This window comes from Citrobacter sp. RHBSTW-00524, from assembly GCF_013747755.1.
GTDB classification, from domain to species: Bacteria; Pseudomonadota; Gammaproteobacteria; order Enterobacterales; family Enterobacteriaceae; genus Citrobacter; species Citrobacter braakii.
Genome location: NZ_CP056421.1, coordinates 4,032,402 through 4,053,260, shown reverse-complemented (window position 1 = coordinate 4,053,260; position 20,859 = coordinate 4,032,402). Strand labels below are relative to the sequence as shown.

Annotated in this window: 16 protein-coding genes and 1 pseudogene; 8 read left to right on the top strand and 9 right to left on the bottom strand. The window is 48.5% G+C overall.

The window, feature by feature from the left end; translation table 11 throughout:
- Nucleotides 1-2: 2 nt before the first annotated feature.
- The 5 genes and pseudogenes from HV229_RS19540 to HV229_RS19520 form a co-directional block, all read right to left on the bottom strand.
- The gene (locus HV229_RS19540; protein WP_181546187.1) at nucleotides 3-1,472 is read right to left on the bottom strand and encodes an SrfA family protein; all 1,470 of its coding nucleotides are present in this window, start codon (nucleotides 1,470-1,472) and stop codon (nucleotides 3-5) included.
- A 50-nt stretch (nucleotides 1,473-1,522) separates the two neighbouring features.
- Nucleotides 1,523-2,668, bottom strand: a complete 1,146-nt coding sequence (locus HV229_RS19535; RefSeq protein WP_081638395.1) for a tellurite resistance domain protein — start codon at nucleotides 2,666-2,668, stop codon at nucleotides 1,523-1,525.
- Nucleotides 2,669-2,795: 127 nt separating this feature from the next.
- Entirely contained in the window at nucleotides 2,796-3,278 is a 483-nt protein-coding gene (locus HV229_RS19530) for a hypothetical protein (protein WP_016151926.1), read from the bottom strand.
- Between the two features lie 88 nt (nucleotides 3,279-3,366).
- Nucleotides 3,367-4,104, bottom strand: a complete 738-nt coding sequence (locus tag HV229_RS19525; protein ID WP_016151927.1) for a hypothetical protein — start codon at nucleotides 4,102-4,104, stop codon at nucleotides 3,367-3,369.
- Nucleotides 4,105-4,957: 853 nt separating this feature from the next.
- Nucleotides 4,958-5,963 (bottom strand): annotated as a pseudogene (locus HV229_RS19520) (agmatine deiminase family protein).
- Nucleotides 5,964-6,431: 468 nt separating this feature from the next.
- Here HV229_RS19520 and HV229_RS19515 point away from each other — a divergent pair.
- Complete coding sequence (locus HV229_RS19515; protein ID WP_016151930.1) at nucleotides 6,432-6,995, top strand: DJ-1/PfpI family protein; 564 nt, start codon at nucleotides 6,432-6,434, stop codon at nucleotides 6,993-6,995.
- A gap of 49 nt (nucleotides 6,996-7,044) precedes the next feature.
- Here the strand turns inward: HV229_RS19515 and HV229_RS19510 are convergent, their stop codons facing one another.
- A complete protein-coding gene (locus HV229_RS19510) occupies nucleotides 7,045-7,791 on the bottom strand; it encodes a class I SAM-dependent methyltransferase (RefSeq protein ID WP_181546186.1) in 747 nt (248 codons plus the stop codon).
- A 13-nt stretch (nucleotides 7,792-7,804) separates the two neighbouring features.
- A complete protein-coding gene (locus HV229_RS19505) occupies nucleotides 7,805-8,062 on the bottom strand; it encodes a YjhX family toxin (protein ID WP_016151932.1) in 258 nt (85 codons plus the stop codon).
- 1,319 nt (nucleotides 8,063-9,381) lie between these two features.
- Between HV229_RS19505 and pepT the strand changes: the two genes are divergently transcribed.
- The 7 genes from pepT (at nucleotide 9,382) to foxA (ending at nucleotide 18,773) form a co-directional block, all read left to right on the top strand.
- Nucleotides 9,382-10,638: a peptidase T gene (gene pepT / locus HV229_RS19500; RefSeq protein ID WP_181546184.1), complete on the top strand. Its 1,257-nt coding sequence runs from the start codon at nucleotides 9,382-9,384 to the stop codon at nucleotides 10,636-10,638.
- A complete protein-coding gene (dcuC, locus tag HV229_RS19495) occupies nucleotides 10,635-11,996 on the top strand; it encodes a C4-dicarboxylate transporter DcuC (protein WP_016151934.1) in 1,362 nt (453 codons plus the stop codon). The genes pepT and dcuC overlap by 4 nt, the downstream gene beginning before the upstream one ends.
- Nucleotides 11,997-12,746: 750 nt before the next feature.
- Nucleotides 12,747-13,160 (top strand): DUF2913 family protein, encoded by a 414-nt coding sequence (locus HV229_RS26370; protein ID WP_249417770.1) that lies wholly within the window; start codon nucleotides 12,747-12,749, stop codon nucleotides 13,158-13,160.
- A gap of 91 nt (nucleotides 13,161-13,251) precedes the next feature.
- Nucleotides 13,252-13,491: a hypothetical protein gene (locus tag HV229_RS19485; protein WP_169330330.1), complete on the top strand. Its 240-nt coding sequence runs from the start codon at nucleotides 13,252-13,254 to the stop codon at nucleotides 13,489-13,491.
- A 208-nt stretch (nucleotides 13,492-13,699) separates the two neighbouring features.
- Nucleotides 13,700-15,280, top strand: a complete 1,581-nt coding sequence (locus tag HV229_RS19480; RefSeq protein WP_181546182.1) for a methyl-accepting chemotaxis protein — start codon at nucleotides 13,700-13,702, stop codon at nucleotides 15,278-15,280.
- Nucleotides 15,281-15,559: 279 nt separating this feature from the next.
- Nucleotides 15,560-16,543, top strand: a complete 984-nt coding sequence (locus HV229_RS19475) for a helix-turn-helix transcriptional regulator (protein ID WP_032931274.1) — start codon at nucleotides 15,560-15,562, stop codon at nucleotides 16,541-16,543.
- A 121-nt stretch (nucleotides 16,544-16,664) separates the two neighbouring features.
- Nucleotides 16,665-18,773, top strand: a complete 2,109-nt coding sequence (foxA, locus tag HV229_RS19470; RefSeq protein WP_149380655.1) for a ferrioxamine B receptor FoxA — start codon at nucleotides 16,665-16,667, stop codon at nucleotides 18,771-18,773.
- A gap of 106 nt (nucleotides 18,774-18,879) precedes the next feature.
- Here the strand turns inward: foxA and HV229_RS19465 are convergent, their stop codons facing one another.
- Together HV229_RS19465 and HV229_RS19460 are read right to left on the bottom strand one after the other, a co-directional pair.
- The gene (locus HV229_RS19465) at nucleotides 18,880-19,389 is read right to left on the bottom strand and encodes a hypothetical protein (RefSeq protein ID WP_223307927.1); all 510 of its coding nucleotides are present in this window, start codon (nucleotides 19,387-19,389) and stop codon (nucleotides 18,880-18,882) included.
- Between the two features lie 184 nt (nucleotides 19,390-19,573).
- Nucleotides 19,574-20,668, bottom strand: a complete 1,095-nt coding sequence (locus HV229_RS19460) for a 4Fe-4S binding protein (RefSeq protein WP_032931024.1) — start codon at nucleotides 20,666-20,668, stop codon at nucleotides 19,574-19,576.
- Nucleotides 20,669-20,859: the final 191 nt, after the last annotated feature.

The window sequence follows — 20,859 nt, the reverse complement described above, 5'->3', positions numbered from 1 at the left end:
GTTCAGGAATTAGGTTGAAGCATGCGAATAGGGAATGTTTTTTCCCCATCATTACTGCCAATACAATCAGCGTGGCCAGCAGCGGCTGATTTGCACTCGATTGTCGGTACAATAAAGTTTGAACCGTCGCTACATTTCATCTGCTCAGGATTGGTGATACTTAGCGCCCCTTGCTGCACATTGCCGCTGGCAGGGCCACGGCAGGTCACACCGCTGGACTGGCGTATGCTGACGGTGCCATTACCCTGGGCAAAGTTATATTGCAGTTGCAACGGTCGCCCGGTGAGCTTGTCCTGAATACCACCATTCACGCGCCATTCTCCGTTAAGAAACTGCGCTGGGCCATCGGGAAGGGCCGGAGGAAACGTCAGCGGTGTGCCCTGTGCTGGGATGACTGGCTGCGTGGTGACTGGTTGAACTGTGGGGGGCGTTTGAGCGTCTGCGGCGCCAGGTACAGCAGGAGGTGCTGGAATAGTCGACGCATCAGCGTTGGCATCACTTGCAGGAACAACTGGGGGAATTGTGTCGTCACCGACCTGCGTGGTTGCTGTCGCTGCCGGAACGGCTGGCGATGTTGGTTCCAGAGCTTGCTGCGCATCGACTGCAGTACCCTCAGATATACCAGGGATGACAGCTGAACCCACGACGGTTTCTGAACCTGTGCGGGAAACCTGCGTTGTTACATCGGAAACGCCTACGGCTGGACGTTCGATGGCAGGAGCCGTATCGATCGCCGTTTTATCCGTGGCGATGGCTGGGAGTCCCGGAATGGAGAGTGATGGTACGCATCCGCGTAGTAGACCTAACAATAATGCCAGCAGCAGCAATGCAAGTAGCAACCAGAGTAACCAACGCCAGCTCCAGCGTCTGCGCACTACGGTATATACATCAGGTGTAACAGCTGGGGTTACAGCGGCGTCTACAGGAGCCAGAGGGGTTGAGGCCGCGTGAGGGGGGGCTGGTAGTAATGCTGGACTCAGCCAATGCATAGGGTTACGTTGTTCGCCTTCCGGATGGACAAATCCCCAAAAGGTAATCACCAGGATCCCGTTTACGAGGTACACAAATTCATAATCCGGGAAATGTGTGACTGACTTCAGCAACTGTGCGAAGACGCGGCGATCGCCCCCAGTCCTGTTTTGCTCAGCATTGAGTAACTGTTCACTTAACGCCTGCACTGACATTTGAAACGCATTAAATTGCTGGCGTGCTGATTCCCGCTCCGCTTCACTCGCACCGCTCCAGGGGATGACATCGCCAGGGAAGCTGCTGTACCAATCGGTTCTGTCACCACCCTGATCGTTTTGTGGGATAGCTAAATGACGAGCCAAATCGCGCCCTGCGTCAAGACGGTAGATTGCTTCACGTAACTGGAACGCCATCTTAAAAACGGGATAGCCCGTTTCACCCAGAGCCTTAAATGAGGAATTATGCCCGGTACGCAGCAGTGGTCCCTGAATCGAATTTCGCATTGTCTAAACCTTGTAAGGCTGTGATTTAACAAAAGCCACAGTGATGCAGGCTATTTTTTACTCGCGCCAGGCGTCCATTCAAAACCCCAGCCATAGTGCTTATCCAGCGACTTCCGGTCAGGGAAGAAACGGTCCAGACGCTCAACCGTGATATTGCCATCGACGTTTTTGAGTCTGGCTATCGCCGCAACGTTATTGCGCTGATTGCTGTCAGTCAGCGTGGATATAATGGGGGGTTGATCGGGTACATAAATCGTGATGGTGGCATTGGTCCCTTGCCAGTTATCGGCACCGCCGTAAATGAAGCTATAAATCAGCACCTCATCAATATCCTGCCAGTGGCTACCATTAATGAAGAGCCATTCACCATCTTGATTGTTACCTTCACGAAGATCTTGTTGCAGCAACAGATAAGGCGGTTTGTCATAGTTTCCCAGGAACTTACTCAACGCTTCGGCACCACTGATCTTGCCATTTTTAAAACGAATAAAGGCGGCGATATCGAGGTCGATAGGCTCTTTATGGCTTCCCTGTTGCCAGGTCAGGTTAATTTTAATACGCCCAAAATCTTTGCGTTTCTCCAGATTTATGCTGGGGTTTGCCTGGGTTAAGTTCGTGCTGGCTGGGGCTACAGCAGGTGCAGCGGTAGGCACATCGTGATGCAACGGAGGAGGGGGCGAGGTTAAGGAATTTTTATGCCACCACCACCCGGCACAGGCGATCAGCAGCAACAAGAGCAGCAATAATAGCCATGGCAGGAAGCGTCGCCACCACGGGATAACGACCACGGGAAGTGGGGGCGCTTCACTGATAATGGCCCAGTTAATCAGCACAGGTTCGCCACCTACGCTATAGCAGTTAAGATCGCGCGAATGCGTTAACAGCCTTTGTAAGGCATGTGCTGAATGTTCTTCGCCGCGTGCGAGTAACTGCTCGATCAAACCGGCCAGAACATCATGGTACTGCTGGCGTTTACTCTGGACGGAGGCTTGTTCCGCCTCGCTTAGCGCAGAAAAGGGCTTTGCCAGCCCCTGGCGCTCAGTCCACCATTCCAGATGTCCTTGTGAACCACGGCGAGCGGTGGCGTAGAGTAGCGCCAAAGATGGCGGAAGATGACGGTGTATGATCGCAACCGTCTCCTCGTAGATTGTCAGAGTCGCTTCATCAATAGGCGCAGCAGTTGTTAATCGTTGCATAACCGAAATCATTATTGTTGTGAGTTATATGCGTGGTATGCATACAGTTGTATATCAGCAAGCCAGAGCCGTTTTCTTCAGCAGCAGAAAAAGTGGCCAGGGGATTTGCGCCACTTTTAGGGCATCCTTAGCGAAGGGTATTTGCTTCCTCCAGGACTTTAATTTTCTGCTTGGCTTCTGCGACTTTTTTTTCAATTGCAGCAATTTCGCTTGCGCCACTGGCATGCTGAGACTGCCGTTGCAAGTCCTGCAATTGTTGAATTTCCTTCTGGCGTTCACTGCTTTTTATTTTGCTGGACTTCAGCTGTGCAAGGGTCTGTGACAGGTCTGAACGCACGGCATTTAACCTTGCTTGTTCATCGGCCAGCTTCTGATTGACGTTCTGCTGTCGGTTTTGGGTATAAGCCTGCTGTTGCTTCGCCGACTCATTTTCATACTGGCTGAGTCGAACCTGCTGCTCTTTTTGATCAACCTGCTGACGATAACCGCCGGATGTGGCGCAGCTTAGTTTGGTAATAAAACTCGGATCTTGTGCGTGTAAATCACAGTCCTGTGGCGATGTGGTACAGCCGGTAAGCACAATTGTGGCGAGAAGCAGATATTTTCTCATCAAATAATCCATAAATTGATTCAAATAACAACACGTTACATTTCAAAACGGTCCCAAAAAGGCCGATAATCCTATCGGCCTAAAGCTTTTAGCCCAGAGAAATAGCCTGGCGTTGTTCGTAAAACTCGTTCGTTTCTTTTTCCAGGTCGCTAATCTTGCTATTCAGGCTACTGTACTCTTTGTTTAAATTAGCAAGCTTGGCTTTCTCTGCAGATGTGGTAGTAGTTTGTCCTTGCAAAGCGACCTTGTAGGCAGACTCTTTGTCTTTCATACCTTTCACGGTCTCTTTCATCTTGCTGATGTTGGCGTCGATTTGTGCTAATTGTGTTTTGGCTCCTGCTTTATCAAAGCCAGCCTTATCTTTTTGGATGCTAATTTTGGTTAAGGTTGCCTGGTTTTCACTGATAACCTGTTTCATAGCAAGGGTAGATTTTTCTACTGCAGCGGTATCTTTGCTGATATCCGTATCCATTGCCTGCAGGCGATCGGCTGTGGAGGCATAATCTTTTTTCAGACCATCAAGATAGTAGTTAGCCGTCATACCCGCAGCGCACCCAGCAGCACCACCAATGGCAGCACCTGCAATTGCTTTCTTGGTGTCGCCAGCCAGAGCACCAACCACAGCGCCAAGCGCAGCACCTGATACCGCACCAATGCCACAACCTTGCGCGCCAGAAGCACTAAAAAACTGGGATTGCTCGGTGGTTGTCAGACGTGGATCCGGTTTTGCTCCTGACAGCAGAGTGCTTCCAGTATTGGCGCAACCGCTCAGCAGTAATGTTGCGGAAATTAGCAGACAAGCAGTATTTCGGTTAAAAGAGTTCACTTTTTTTCCTTAAATCATAAATTAGCAACGATAAAAAGCTGTATGGTGATTAAATTTCGCATAAGTAACGATTTCATATAGGGCAAAATTAAATTCTGTATTTTTTATGACGTGATAACTTTTACCCCGGTAATACAATAGAATCAAAATACTAAGTGGTGTATTAATTTCGTGTTGTTACTATTGGTGGCGAAATAAAAAGCATCCACTTTGTTTTATAATTTTTTTAATGTGAACTATTTGTTTTTAAATGATTTATGCTGTTTACGTAAACGAAGTTGTTGAGCCTTCATACGGAGTAAGCCATGGTGAAATGATCAACAGTGCGGTTACCAGAGGGGCCCTTCTCACAGAACATAAAAAATTCGTTATGAGTATACCTGATTTATTCGCGATGTGAATTTATCTTAATTTAATATGCTATGTTTTCATAGAGGGTTGAATGTTGTTCATGTAGATTGATCTAAGTCAATAATAAAATGACTATTATGATTGGTAGTTGCGATAAGTGTTATCCGTGGGAACTCGATAACTTACCTGAGGCTGAACTGAGCGGCCTTTCTTTTTTTTAAGCATATTAAAGCAGAATTTTTCACTTATGTGATGTGAGTATTATCTTGTGATGACTTTGTTTTTCTTTATTCGAAATATCTAATTTTCGGATAATGAAAGTATACTTTTATTTCTCTTTTCCGAAATTACCTTCAGGCAGGAAAGAATAATTGATGATAAGAGTTGTATCCTGTTTGCATTTACCTCACGTCGTGAGGTTGCAAAACAGAATACATCCGGTAGGTACGCTATCTCTGTTTTACATGTAATCCGCCAGAATCCCTGCTAGCATAATCAACCACTAACGAGGCTGCTGCTTCGCGCAGTGAATGCCACCGCCGGCAGCCGCAATGCCATCAATATTCAGTTGAATAATCTCATGCTCGACAAACAGCTCCTGCAAAATAGCGTAGGTGCTGCGGTCAGTGCGCTTATCGCCAAATTGTGGTGCAATCACGGCGTTATTACAGAGATAAAAGTTGATGTAGCCCGCGGCGAAATTATCACTCGCATATGTCTGACGGATGGTGGTCGGCCCTTCAAGCGTCACCAACTCCAGGTGCCGATCTTTGGCATCCGTGGCGGCGTAGTCAAAGGAGGATGGATCCTGCTCAAGACCCGCCACCACCGTACCCGGATGCGTGAATCGCGCATAAAAATCCTTATGACCATCGGTAATATCTTTACCGGCAATACCCGGCAGCCAGATTATCTTTTCCAGCCCTAACCGTCGCTTAAGTTCAGTATCACACTCGGCTTTACTGACGCCTGGATTACGATTGGGATTAAGCACACAGCTCTCGGTAATAATCGCCGTGCCTTCGCCGTCTACCTCAATACCACCACCTTCAAGGGGTAGCGCCGAGCGGATAAATTCGGCCTGAGCGTAGTCGGTGACGAATTCAGCCACATCGGCATCACGTTCGTGCTCCTGCTTATTGCCCCAGCCGTTGAAATTAAATCCCACACCGCCGAGCGCGCTGCTGGTGCTTTTTACAAATACCAGCCCGGTGGATCCACAGATCGTCGATCGGGTGAACCAACAGATTGACCGACGGCCCGCACAGGCGCGCGGCGAGTTCGCTGTCTTCTTCGCGAACCAGCATATGCACCGGTTCAAATGCCGCGATGGTTTTGGCGACCAATGCCAGATTTTCTTGCACTATCGGCAGCAGATGAGGCTCCCAGATCTCTGCACTGGCACCAAACGCCATCCAGGTTGCCGTATGCGGCGCACCTTCATCCGTCATTAGCCAACTGCGGTTCTCTGCTGCGCGGGCAAGTTGACTCAAGCTGATACCAGCCATGCTGGCGAGTAGCGTACCTGTTGATGTCACCAAACCTTGTCAGATGAACGAACGTCTTGTCATCATGGGAATAACCTTTGCGTATTTTCACCTGACTGCAGGTGAATAAAATAATAATAGATAATAACGAGTGCGCGCACTTTATTTATTAAATAATAAATAAAACGTCCGTCGGTAAATTTCAGACGGAATATAGCACAGGAGATATACGTTGCAATCGCTTTATTTTATATAATGGGTAGTACTGGCTGATATTAAAACCTCTCAACTATATATTTATATATAATTTATATTTATTAACTCTGTTTTGCAATGTCAGCTTGCGCTGAGGCCCTGTCTGGCGGGCCTTGATGCAGATTGTGATCTGGCCGATTGTTCTGCTGTATTTATTAATGTCGTGAAATGCGTGGGCTATAGTAAAGATGGCCGTTATTTCTCATCATTAATAACCGTGAGCGGGGGATGTGAATGAAGAAGATACTGATGCTGGTCGGCGATTATGTCGAAGATTATGAAACGATGGTGCCTTTTCAGGCATTGCAGATGCTGGGCCATCGTGTTGATGCCGTCTGTCCGGATAAAAGTCAGGGGGACTACGTTCAAACCGCTATTCATGATTTTGATGGGGCGCAGACCTACAGTGAAAAACCGGGTCATCGTTTTACGCTGAATGCAAATTTTGCCGAGGCGCGGGCCACCGATTACGACGCGCTGCTGATCCCCGGTGGACGTGCTCCGGAATATCTCCGGCTGAATCCGGATGTTATTAAGCTGGTGCAAGATTTCAACGCTGCCGGTAAGCCTATCGCCGCGGTCTGTCATGGGCCTCAGCTATTAGCGGCGGCGGGGGTGTTAGAAAACCGGACCTGTAGCGCCTATCCGGCCTGTGCGCCAGAAGTCCGTCTGAGCGGCGGGCATTACGCAGATATCGGCATTGATCAAGCCCACGTGGATGGCAATCTGATTACCGCGCCTGCATGGCCCGCGCATCCGCAATGGCTGGCTAAATTTGTTGAAGTATTAATGAAGTAAGCAATGAAAAAAGTCGGTATAACCTGCCTGGTTATACCGACTGGACATATTACCTCTGTATGAGTGCGAACACGCCCCAACCAATGTACTCCCGGGTGAAGGCTACGTGGCGTGCTGGTGAACTCCTCAGTTGCTCTTTGACTTCCGGGGCAAATTCATCGTCCGGATTTGCCTCCAGCCACCGGCGCATCGTCAGCCATTTTGCCGCCTCGTATCTGTCCCAACCCTCCTGGTCAGCCAGTACCATTTCAACTACGTCATAACCGAGCAGGTCGAAAGATGAAACGAGCTCTGGCAGAGAAAGAAAATCGGTCACCGAAGTCGCGCCGCAAGCCTGGGCGATGCTCTCCGTTGCAGGCGTCTGACGCCAGTACGGTTCGCCGATGAGCATAATTCCGCCTGGTTTGAGACTTTGTTCCAGTTGTCTGACCGTTCCAGCGACGCCGCCGGCAATCCAGGTCGCACCAACGCAGGCGGCAATATCGAATTTTTCTTCGGCGATATAACCTGTTGCATCGGCATGAATAAAACGCACGTGCTCATTGACACCCAACTCTTTGGCCCGCAGGGTGGCTTGCTCACTGAACAGCCGGCTCATATCGATACCCACGCCGGAAATACCGTGATCGCGTGCCCAGGTGCACAACATCTCACCCGAACCGCTGCCGAGGTCCAGAATGCGTGTTCCCGGTGCCATCCGTAAAACCTGGCCTAACGTGGCGTATTTCTGTGCGGTGAACGGATTATGAATGCGATGTGCGCTTTCGCTGATGGTAAAAATCTTCGGGATATCCATCTCTCTCTCTCCTTTAGCGATTATCAAGTTGGGCGCGAACGTTGTTCAGGCCGGTCGTATTAATACGGTAGGGCTGACCATTGACGGATTTGATCAGTTTCTTGGTTCTGAGCTTTTTGAACACCTCGAGCGTGCAGTCGCAGAGCAGCAACCCTTCACGGCTATAGCATTCGACGGAAGTGACGCGGCCAGAGGCATCGCGGACGTGAGCGATACGGCCACCTTTGGCGAGAACGTGTAAGGTACGTTGTTCCTGACGGGATAAATTCATACTGGAAAACCTGTTTAATCATCATGTGCAAAACGTGCAAACACACAGCGGTGTCCGCATTCGAATTCGGCGCATTGATAACCAGTCCGGCCTGAAAAGGTCGGGAAGCTGATTATCAGATGATTACATTCTCCAGCATCAAAGCCTCGGGTTGAGTTGAAAGGTATTTACATGCTGAATCATACCTACAAGAAACAGTAGGGGAACCTCCTTGTAGTGGAAGTGTGATCTGTAACGAAAAATTGTATTTCTTTTATTTAATGACTTTTTAATTCTCGTTATGTAAATCGCATTTATTCATTAAATTAATTTAATGTTTCAGCGTCGCCAGAAACGCTATCGGTAGCCATACAGCATTGCTATTCTTTTTTTATCACCTCATTGATTAGTATGATTTACTCTTTTTGCTGGTTAATTTTGTTCTTTGATAAATGCTCCTTTATCATAATTGTGGTTTTAAATGAAATTTGCAATTTAATGTTTTTAAGAATTTTCTTAACGTGGCTAAGTGTGTATACTCGGTCCTGCAAGAAGCGCTTCTGTTATCATTAAAACTATAAGTATGTCCTTAACACCCGTATTACCTCTGCCCTGAATCTCTTCTCGGGGGAGAGGTTTTTTTTGCCTGCATATTATTTGGCTTATCGTCATAAATAGAAATTTTAATATTATCGTTATTGATGTTAAACATTATTGGTTACGACGATTTAGCTCTACTAACCCCTACGGCAATATTGAAATAGTATCACCCTGAATCTATTTCATAGTGAATAGTATAATTCTGGCTATGTTTATATGGGTATTATATAGCTTTCCTTATAACTGCCTTTTTTTCAGCGCGATAGAAGTTTTTTGCTTTTGAGGTAATTGTGATTTTGTTCACGGATTTTAGTGCGCGAAGTGGCTATTTGTAGAGAGGTGCAAACGGTTGCATGTTGCTGATACAGTATTCGTTCATTAAAAAAATATAGCGATGGTATGTCTTATGCCAGTACTAGAGTACAGGAATCTAAATGATTTCTATTATCTCATAGGTATAGGGATGCCGGTTATGACTTCTGTTAGCTTAACACCATGGGAAATAGCAGTAAAAACAGACAGGGAATATGATTTTATCAATCAGAAAGGAGTTTTTTAATCGCAGGTATAATCACTGGCCTTTTTATCTTCCTTTATATAAATCGTTGTCGTAATGCCCATAAAATCAGCGTTCTGGGATGAGCGCTGATTTTATTTGGTTCTCAGATTACTTACCCCACGCTGCATGCAGAACACCTCTCGCAGTACCTCATAAATGATACATTAAAGGATCTCCTGGAATGGATATTGTTGAACGCTTTATTAACTACACGAAAATCAATACCACAACATCAAGGGAAAACGGCGCTAATGGGATAATGCCTTCTTCTCCTGGTCAAATGGAACTGGCAAAACTGCTTGCAGCAGAACTTGAAGCATTAGGAATGGAAAACATTGAGGTCAGGGATACCGCTATAGTGACGGCAACCTTACCTGCAAATACCGATGGCACGATCCCGGTGGTCTCTTTTTTTGGTCATCTGGATACCAGTGCGGAACAGACGGCAGACACCAAAGCACAGCGCCTGCATTATCAAGGCGGGGATTTATGCCTGAACAAAGAGCTGAATATTTACCTGCGCGAAAGTGAATTTCCGGAACTGAAAAATTATATCGGTGATGACCTGCTGGTGACCGACGGGACCAGTCTGTTGGGCGCTGATGATAAAGCAGCTATCGCCGCGATTATGAATGCTCTTGAGTATCTGGTCGCACACCCGGAAATAAAACATGGGCCGGTAAAAGTGGGTTTTGTCCCGGATGAGGAACAGGGCTTGCGTGGCGCAAAAGCGTTTGATGTTGCCGCGTTTGGTGCTGATTTTGGCTATACCCTGGATTGCTGCGGTATCGGTGAGTTTGTTTACGAGAACTGGAATGCGGGCGATGCGGAAATCATCTTTACCGGCCAGTCCGCACACCCGATGTCGGCCAAAGGTAAGTTAAAGAATTCGCTGCTGATGGCGCATAAGTTTATTGCCATGCTCCCAGGGGGAGAAGCGCCTGAATATACGGAAGGGCGCGAAGGGTATTACTGGGTAAAACAGCTACAGGGTAACAGTGCCCGCACGGTACTTAAGCTGGATATCCGCGATTTCAGTGAAGAAGGTTATAAGGCGCGTATGGCGTTTATTCGCCAGCTTGCCGTCAGCACCTGTGCCCTGTGGGGGGAAAACAGCGTGGTCTGTCATTTAGCCGATCGCTACGCGAATGTGTTGAACAGTTTGCAGGGGGACGCTCACTACCCGATTGATATTGCATTCCGCGCGTATCAGAAATGCGGCATAACGCCCGCACCTGTCGCCATGCGTGGCGGGTATGATGGCGCGGTACTGTCGCAGAAAGGATTGCCGTGCCCGAATATTTTTACCGGTGCTCATAACTTCCATTCAATTTATGAGTATCTGCCGGTGCGTTCTCTGCGGGCTGCCAGTGATGTGGTGGTGGCGGTGATTGAGGAAACTTATACTGAGTTCGCGCAGCGGAGAGCTCAGTCATGATTCAGGTGTTAATCGCACTTCTGGTGATCGTGGTGGTCGCGCGTCTGATTCTGAAAGGTTACCGCGCTGAACCGGTGCTCTTCATTGCGGGCTTAGTCTTGATGATTTGCACCGCGTTAACCGGATGGGGTTCCGTATTACCGAAGGGGGTTGCCAGTACGGGAATTTCCTTTCTCGATCCTTTCGAGGTAATGCGCGATCTCTTCAGCACGCGCGCCGCCGATCTCGGCCTGATGATCATGGCGTTAATGGGATTTGCGCATTACATGGATCATATCGGCGCAAATGAGGCGGTCGTGCGGGTAGTAACGAAACCCTTACGGGCGCTGCGTTCACCCTATGTGCTCCTCTTTTTCTCCTACCTGCTCGCCAGCCTCCTGCAGTTGGCCATTCCTTCTGCAACCGGGCTTGCCGTGTTGCTGATGGGGACGATGTTCCCCATTATGCTGGGGTTAGGGCTCTCAGCGGCCTCGGCTGCCGGGGTCATTGCTACTTCGCTTGGCGTGGCTTACACCCCGACGGCAATCGATGCTATCAGGGGTTCTAAAGCAGTGAATATGGATGTAGTGGAATATGTTGTTTACCACCAGGGACCCGCCGCGCTGGCAACGGTTCTGGTTGTCGGCGTGTGCCATTTTTTCTGGCAGCGGCATTGCGACCGTAAAGCAGGGACGTTACCGCGGGAAATCGGTAGCGCAGAAGTGACTGATTCAGGAAAATCCCCGGCTTTTTACGCGCTGCTCCCCATGCTTCCGATACTGATGGCAGTAGGGTCATCCGAAATGTTCGTCAGGGGTATCAACCTGAATATTATCACCATTGTCCTCATTTCAATGACCATCTGTATGCTGATTGAATGGCTGCGGGTGCGTGATTTAAAGTCGGTGTGCGAAGGTTTCAGCCATTTCCTGAAAGGAATGGGCACTGCGTTTACCGGTGTGGTTGGACTGTTGGTTGCGGCAGGGGTTTTTGCTCACGGAATTAAAGTCATCGGCGCGATCGATCAGCTCATTCTGATGGCCGAACACGTGGGATTACCGCCGTTTGCCATGGCGGTAGTATTTGCGCTGGTGACGCTGGCCGCGGCTATCATTATGGGATCGGGGAATGCGCCATTCCTCGCCTTCGTTGAGCTCATCCCGCAAATTGCCGCCAGTATGGGCGCTAACGCCGTTGCCATGATCCTGCCGATGCAGCAGGCATCGCATATGGGACGGGCCATTTCACCGGTATCCGGCGTCGTGATTGCCGTTTCCAGCGGAGCGAAAATAACCCCATTCGATGTGGTGAAGCGTACCGCCGTACCGCTGATTGTGGGGTTCGTTACTCACACCCTGATCATCGGTATTTTCTATTAACCGTACCAGCGACAAGCCAACTTCCGGTTCATTGAATCCGGATGTTGGTTTTTTGAATTAGGCGAAATTTAAAAGCGTTAATATTACTGATACCTGTATAAAAAGCCTGGCCTGCTGCTGTGAGGCTGTCTGTCGCTCAGCGGAGGATAAAATTCGATTCCATTAGGATTTTTAATGGCTGTTTAGCGTTGGAATGGGTGTTTGTCTGGGGTGTCTGGTCAAAACTATCAGGATATTTCTTCTAATCAGCAATTTTTGAAGTTTTATGATGATCATATTTTTAACAGTAGGTGGAATTGATAACCTGTGAGTATTATTAGTTTTTATCTTTATCGTATAATTCTTATTATTTATCGCTGAGCCATCCGGGCATCAATGATTAATAAGAGTGATGTGTTAAGTTTGCAATTTTATTACATAGGGATTAATTAATCTGGATCATATTTTGATGTTTTTAGTTGTAGTATTTTTTAAAATGAAATAATGCAAGATTTACATGTAATAATGATTTATTTGGGCAGGTTTAAGTGGTAAGGGATTCAGGAAAAGTTAGTACGTTACGACACCATTATCAGGATGACCTGGAAGCGTTTACCTGGAGTGCATTGGTAGCAATTGGTATCGCAATACGGGACAGTAAGATTCATTCTAAAATGTCAGAGCATCTTTTTATTATGCAATGGCTGGCCATCGCTAAAAAAAGAAAACTCTTCTCAAGGAACGTAGTCAATGAACTTCAATGGCTAATTGATGAAGGCAAGAAAAAAAAGCCTCAATGCACAACTTAAATTTAAAATAGAATATCTATACTCGACTTCGAGTGGCGATGTATCGATGCAAAACGACTATTTTAAGTTTACTCATACGATTGAGGTGTTGAGAAATAATGGCTGGGAAAGCTTTCTGCTTACGCCAGAGAAATGGCGAGATCTGCATGAAAAGATTAAGGTAAGAGAAGGTAATTTTATTTTTATGGATGACACTCGGCTGCAGGCGTGTTTTGGTGTGCAGGGTGAGATTGTCAAACCCTTCTGTATCCGGGTATATGGCGATGTTGAGTTTGCAAAGTTAACGTTCATTAAACATAACCTTCCGGCTGAATTTGTAAAACACGTTTCAAATGAGTTTTATCACTTCCATTTTCTTCTGGTAAGTAATGCTTAACTGACGATGTGGACAATGTGCTGTTAATGCAAAGAATAGATTGATCAACTTGTAAATTTATCGGATAGAAACTACACGCCAAGGACAGCGAATGTTTACTCGAAAGTTAGTGATTGCCAACGAATGGATAAGGTTGTCTGATATTCCAGACAGTGTGTCCATTTCTTTTCGGGGCCTTCTCGAGATAACTGAAAGTACAGGTGTGCCAGACGCCAGCACGCCTTTGTTACGTTTAGAAAATGAAATGGCACCGATCACCGTCGATTCGTTGTCCTGGGTGCGGGTGCCTGTCGATAGTCAGAAAGACATTACCGTTTATATCCATAAATAATATTAATGTTGAATAGTTTTGGCCTTATTTTTGCCAATGTTAGAGGGCTGCTGTTTATCGTAGTATGTCCCCCTGAGTAATTAATTTATTACCTAAGAATGAATGCGGAAACTTTCTAATAATTAACCATTTTACAGGTTAAGGTATTGCGTGATGTGTCGATAACAATTAAGTCGTAGAGGATTTTTATTGTTATGGAGATGTTTAAATGTTAAAGAATATGAGAATTAAAACCAGCCTGTTATTATTGCTGTTGTTATTTACCTTCATGCAGTTCTTTTCCAATGGATTTGAGTTAGTTGATCTCAAAGGAAATCAAAAAAATACGTTATTACTACATAACATCATTAAGGAGCAGGATACCCTGCATAAGGTCGTTGAGGCTGTTTATAAAGTCAGAAGCGTTCGTGATAATATTCAACAACATAATGCGACCGATGCCCGACAGACAGTGAATCAAATGCAAGAACAGATGGCGTATGCCAGAAAACAGTTCGATATTTTCTGGGGTATTCCTGGATTGACGGCTGACGATCCGCAAATCGGTAAAGTCATCAGAACGGCTTTTGAGCAACAAATGAATGCTGAGCAAAAGTCTATTGATACATTAAATCAGATGCTTTCCAGCAACAGTATTATTAATGCACAAGAAAATGCTAATGCGGAACTGCTCGCGGCTCGCAAAAATTTCGATAACGAAGTGACGAATTATTACAAATCAACAATGCTGATTGGTGAGAAGATCGTTGCACAAACACACGTTCAGTTTAATACCTCGATCCTGAAAGTATCCGTGATCCTGGTCATTACGGTACTTATCTTCTTTATCTGTAATTTCTGGTTGAACCGGACCATCATTCAGCCTTTAAAAATCGTTTCTGAGCATTTTGCGCGGATTGGTAAAGGCGATCTCAGCCATCCTGTTAAGGTGTCGGGTAACAATGAAATCGGCGTACTGTGCTTAAATTTGCATAATATGCAAAAAGGCCTGCGGGAGACTGTCAGCACTATTCGCGATGGCGTTGAGTCTATTAATATCGGTATGCAGGAAATTGCTTCCGGTAATTCCGATTTATCAACCAGAACGGAACAGCAGGCTGCGGCAGTCGTTGAAACGGCGGCCAGTATGGAGCAGATTTCAGTCACAACAAAAAATAATACTGATAAGTCACATCAGGCATCCGTCATGACCAGCGAAAGCACGGAAATGGCATTGCGTGGCGAGCGTTTAATGAGTGATATGGTTGAGAAAATTCACCTGATCAGCCGTAATGCGCAAGGCGTGAACGAAATATCCAATGTTATTGATAGTATTGCTTTTCAAACCAATATCCTGGCATTAAACGCGGCGGTGGAAGCCGCACGCGCTGGTGAGTCCGGGCGTGGGTTTGCCGTTGTGGCGAGTGAAGTCCGAACGCTTGCTCAGCGCAGCGCCTCCTCGGCGAAAGAAATCAGTGAACTGGTTGCCAAAGCGGCAATTAGCGTCAAGGAAGGGGTAGAGATTGCCGAAAACAGTGGCGCCATGATGGCGGATATTGCGAAGGCAATACGCAACATTAATGTCTTAATGGAAGATATCTCCGGAGCCTCGGGGGAACAGAGTCGCGGCATCGAACAGATCCGAGTTGCGGTAACGCAAATGGAGCAAGTGACTCAGCAAAACGCCTCGCTGGTTGAGGAGATTGCCGCCACGACAGGCAGTGTGGAAGAGCAGTCGGCAATGCTATCCCAGGCTGTGGCGGTGTTCCAGGTGGAAGAAAACCAGCCTGAAATTCAGCATAATAAGTAGAGTACAAACTCGGCGGGTATCGTGGTGTGTTTGACGTGCCCGTTTATGACAGTGAGAAAGGTTGAGCTGCACATGGCTCACAGACCGCAGCTCATCAGGTGTCAATGTTGCCTGATGAGCTGCGCGAGAAAAATATCGGGAATGACGTTCTCCAGCGCGATTTGAAATCGCATACGTCATGTTGATAATAATTCTCATTATTATTGTTGTGTTGTACAGGTAATGGTAATGTTGCTTCAGTTATCAACCGTTAATCCCATTTCCTGTGCAGAAGACAGCATGAACAACACCACCGCCCTGAATACGTCCAGACGCGTAGCCCGCACCTTCTCCGTCAGCGAGTTTATGGATTTTGGTGAGCGTTACGGGATCGATTACCGTTTTCCCCTGCTGGCGCAAAAGCCGGATTTGTCGTCTTGCAGCCCCGTTCTGCAGGGTGAGGTTGAGGAGATGACGCTCCCCTGCGGGATGTGTGTCACGCACTCTGATGTGCAGGTGCTACAACCCTACGAAACCACCTCCCGCCACAGCAGTCCTCTGTATATGCTGGTGGTTCTGGAAGGCTGCGTCATCCTGACGCTCAACGGGCAGGAGCATGTGGTACGTTCCGGGATGGCGTTTAGCTCACGCCTGAGCGAGCATCAGACGATGCGTGCCCGCCATCATGCTGACTGCAAACTGCGCACGTTATCGCTCGGTCTGTATCCCGACGGCGCGTGGCGCACGGGGTTGCTCGAATCGTTGATGCGTGAGTGGGAAAGATGCGAAACGCCGACGCTTATCTGGCAGGTGCCGGGGTTTTTACTCAGCGGCCTGCAGTATGCGCAGCGGAGCACGATCGGTCATGTATCTCGCCAACTGATGCTGGAAGGGCTGATATTACAACTGTTCGGCCATGGCCTCAGCGTGTGTCAGGTCGAGAGTGGCAAGCGGCTTGCGGCAAGCGGTGAACAGCAGCGGCTGGAGGTCGTTCGTCGTCTTCTGGAGCAGAGTCCCGAGAATGACTACACCCTCAATGCCCTGGCCCAACGCGCGGCAATGAGCCCCAGCAGCCTGCGCAGCAAGTTCCGTGCGGCCTATGGCTGTTCCGTCTTTGACTACCTGCGTGATTGCCGTCTGGAACGCGCGCGCGGCTATTTACTGGAAGGATACAGCGTACAGCAGGCGGCCTGGATGTCTGGTTATCAACATGCTACCAACTTCTCTACCGCTTTTCGGCGTCGTTACGGCTTTTCGCCTGGCGATGTGCTCAAACTTTGCTAATCCATTTTTACGTTTTGCGCACGTGCCTTCCCGACAATTTGGCACTGCGCATAGGCAACCTGGCATCCTGCATAGCTATCTCCGTTAGCAAAAAGGTAATAATTCTCACTTACAATTAGACATGCCTTTGGAGATATTCATGTTCGCGAAGACTCGGTTGGCGCTAGTGGTGGGATGGGTGACCGGTAGCGTGGCTTTTCCTCTGCTGGCGCAGGAAACAACAAAAAACGATACGGTGGTTGTCACCTCGCAAATGCAAAGCGGGGCCACGAAGCTCGCCACGCCGGATATTGAAACGCCTCAGTCGGTATCGATCATTACCCGTGAACAGTTTGAAGAGCAGGGCGCAACCAGCGTGCGCCAGGCCGTGAGCTATACGCCGGGGGTGTACAGCAATCAGATTGGTGCCTCCAACCGCTTTGACTATATTGTGCTGCGTGGTTTCTCGGATGGTAGTCTGGACAACGTCTATCTCGATGGCCTGAAGATGATGGGGGACACCAACTCACACAGCTCGCTGGTGGTTGATCCGTGGTTCCTCGAAGATATCGAAGTGGTACGCGGCCCGGCTTCCGTACTGTATGGCCGTTCTTCTCCGGGCGGTATTGTCGCGCTGACATCACGTAAGCCGTCGTTTGATGCCGGCGGAGAAGTGAAACTGTTTGCTGGCAACAATAACCAGCGCGGCGCGGCGTTTGACGTCACTGGGGCGCTGGATGATAACGATCGCGTGGCGGCACGACTGAGTGGAATGACGCGTTACGCGGACTCGCAGTTTGGCCCATTGAAGGAAGAACGTTATGCGCTGATGCCCAGCCTGACCTGGCGCATCACCGACCAGACGCGTCTGGATCTGATGGCTTATCTGCACCGTGACCCGGAAGGCGGAAGCCACTCCGGTCTGCCGTATGACGGCACCGTGGTTCCACATTACGGGCAAAAGATCTCCAACACCTTTTACGAAGGCGAGGATGATTACGACAAATACGATCGCCGTGAAAACATGGTGGGCTACAACGTTGAGCACCTGTTTGATAACGGCTGGTCGGTGCGGCAAAAACTGCGCTACCTGCATACCGACGTTGAGCTGAATCAGGTGTATGCGGCGGGCTGGCTGAATGAAACCGAGCTTAACCGCGGCTACTCCGGCTCCGATGAAAAAATGTCAGCGATTACGCTGGATAACCAACTCGACGGCAGCTTTGATACCTGGCAGGTCAACCACCGTGTGCTGGTGGGGATCGACTATCAGGATCGCAGCAACAATACCACCGGTTACTACGGTGCATTCCCGCCGATTGACGCCTTTAACCCGGTATACGGCGCGCAGCCTGATTACATCAACATGTATGCGCGTGAGAAGCACAAGCTGCGCCAGACAGGCTACTACTTGCAGGATCAGATGTCATGGGATCGCTGGCGTATTACGCTCGGCGGTCGCTACGATCAGGTCAGCGTTTCTAACATTGATAAGATCAACAATACCCGCAGCGATCTGGACAAAAACAACTTCAGCACCCGTGCTGCGCTGCTCTATTTGTTCGATAACGGCTTTGCGCCGTATGTGAGTTATTCCACCGCCTTTACGCCAACCAGCTTTGCCGATGAGAACGGCAATCTGCTGGATCCGATGAAAGGCAAGCAGTGGGAAGCCGGGCTGAAATATGAGCCGGAAGGACTCAACAGTCAGTTCAGCGCGTCGGTATTCCGTATCAATCAGACGAATATCGCCACCAAAGAAGAGCCGACCGATCCGTACCGCTCGATTGGGGAAATTGAGTCTGAAGGGGTAGAGCTGGAGGCCATTAGCCAACTGACTGAGAGCTTCCGTCTGCAGGCGGCGTATACCTATACCGACATTCGCTATAAGAAAAGCAGCCCGGAAGAGCAGGGTAAGCGCGCAGTGTACGCGCCGCGTAACCAGGCCAGTACCTGGCTGAGCTACGATGTGAAAAGCGGTCCGCTGGATGGCCTGACGCTGGGCTCAGGCGTGCGTTATGTCAACGGTATTGCCAGCGATCGCCTGAATACTCACACTCTGCCGTCCTACACGCTGGTGGATATGGCAATTGGCTACGACTTAACGAATATCGGTATTAAAGGGTTGAGCGCTCAGTTGAACGTCAACAACCTGACCGACAAGCGCTACGTTGCAGCTTGTAATTCGCTCTCATACTGCTACTTCGGTGCCGAGCGCAGCATTGTCGGCAGCGTTTCATGGAAGTTCTGAGTATCGTTTTTTAGCCGGATGGCGGCGCTGGCGTCTTATCAAGCCTACAGATGCGTGCAAATTGTAGGCCTGATAAGCGCAGCGCCATCAGGCTGGGGGATTGCGGTTATTGCGTAAAACCGTTTTGCATACAAATCTGCGCGCTGGTTCTCAGGGTAAAGGCGACTTTGTCTGGGTACTGGCTGTAGTAGTTATGCTCTTCTTCCAACCCTTTCGCCTGCGCCAGACGTACCGTTTCCAGCGAGCAGGTACGGTAGATCAGGTCTTTATTCATATTGGTCTGCTTTTCACGCTGTTTATCTGCGGACAGCGCCAGCCAGCTCTCGGACAGCGAGTAATCGTAGACCACCCGGTTTCCTTTCGCCTGCACATTTTCAATGGTAATGAATTCGTCGATTTTCAGTCTTGGCTGCCCACGCATTTTTTTCTTATCTTCTGCGGCGGCATATTGGGCCAACGCATTAATATCCATGCCTGCTATTTTCTGTTTATAGATATCGACATAAGCGGCGGGCTGCTGATAACGCTGAGCGTAAGCGTTTCTTAATTCTCCATCGCTCACCGTACAACCCGCCAGAAACAGAGGTAAAAGCAGCGCCAGTTTTATTTTAGTCATGATGTTTTCCCGTTCATTATTGTGGTCCCAGTCGCCCATAACATAATAGAAAAAATGATTACGGGTGATATTTAAGGTTGTATAAACGCGGACACGATGACACAAGTTCAATAGTCTTAAAATGGCGTTACAGGCAGGAAACCCTGCCAGAATTGGCAGGGGTTTTGAACATACTGGTAAAGAATTAATGGCCGATCATTTTTGCTTTCGGGATCAGCTGGAAATACAGGTGATCCGGCACCGGCGTATCCCAGACGTTGGCATATACCGCATAACCAATGGTGGCAAACAGAATCCCCAGCACCAGTATTGTCATGGCAACACCCGACAGTGCCGTTTGTCGCCATAACGCTTTACCGCTGCCTTTTGCACCCGGCGGTGTCTGCAGGGAAAAGCTCAATGTTGAAGCCACCGGGCAGGATTCAACACAGGTCATGCAGCCAGTGCATTCCACAGTACGCACCTGAATCAGTCTGTCGACCGGGATTTTCGATGGGCAATTTTTCGCGCATTTCCCGCAATCAATGCAACTGTCGGCGTTGCGGCGGATTTTAAACGGCGAGAACAGCGAGAACAGACCAAGCAGTGCGCCGTAAGGACACAGATAACGACACCAGGCGTTGCGAATAAACAGGCTCAGGAGACTGATAACCACCACGGAGATGAGCGTGGCGGAGCCAATATGGCGAAAGAAATCGAGCATCTTCACATCGATGATGATTCCATAGGCTGACGTCAGAAAGTACTGAATCCCCTGGGCGGGCATCGACAGGGCGATATACAAGAAAAACCCCAGCAGCAGATACTTCAGGCTGAGCAGCGGGATATCCAGCCAGCGCGGTAGCGTAAAGTTACGACCGAATAATTTTCTCCCCAGATTACCGAGCAGTTCGGAAAGCGTCCCCACTGGGCATAACCATGAACAGAAAGCTTTTTTTAACAACAGGCTAATCAGGATAAACGCAACTAACAGCAGCATAGAGGCGGCATGGATGGGCGGAAGAAAACCGGTCTCTAGCGTATAGCGGAAATTCATCAAACCCGCTATCGGCAGCCATCCCTCAATACCGCCGGGCCTTGGAATATAAACGCTGGTGCCGGCGGTTTCGAAATAGCGGACCCAATACCAGAACGCCACGCCAATATAAATATTGATAGCCAGCAGGAGAAACTGGGTGGCTTTTCGCCAGCTGCTGGCGTTGCGCCAGTCATTCCACGGCAGTTTGCCCCCGGTCGTGCCTGGGCGGCGCTGCCAGCGCGTTCTCATCTTCCCGTTCATGGTTTTATAGTATCCCTCATATTTCCCCTTCTGCATTCAGAAGGCGTCATCACCGGGATATGCTAGCGCTATTCATATTTGGTGTATTTGATTTGCATCTTATTACGCGGCTGTTATTTTCTTCATGCCAATATGCCTGAAAAATAATAACAGCCCGATATTTATCACAGGTCAGATAAATACCCTGAACG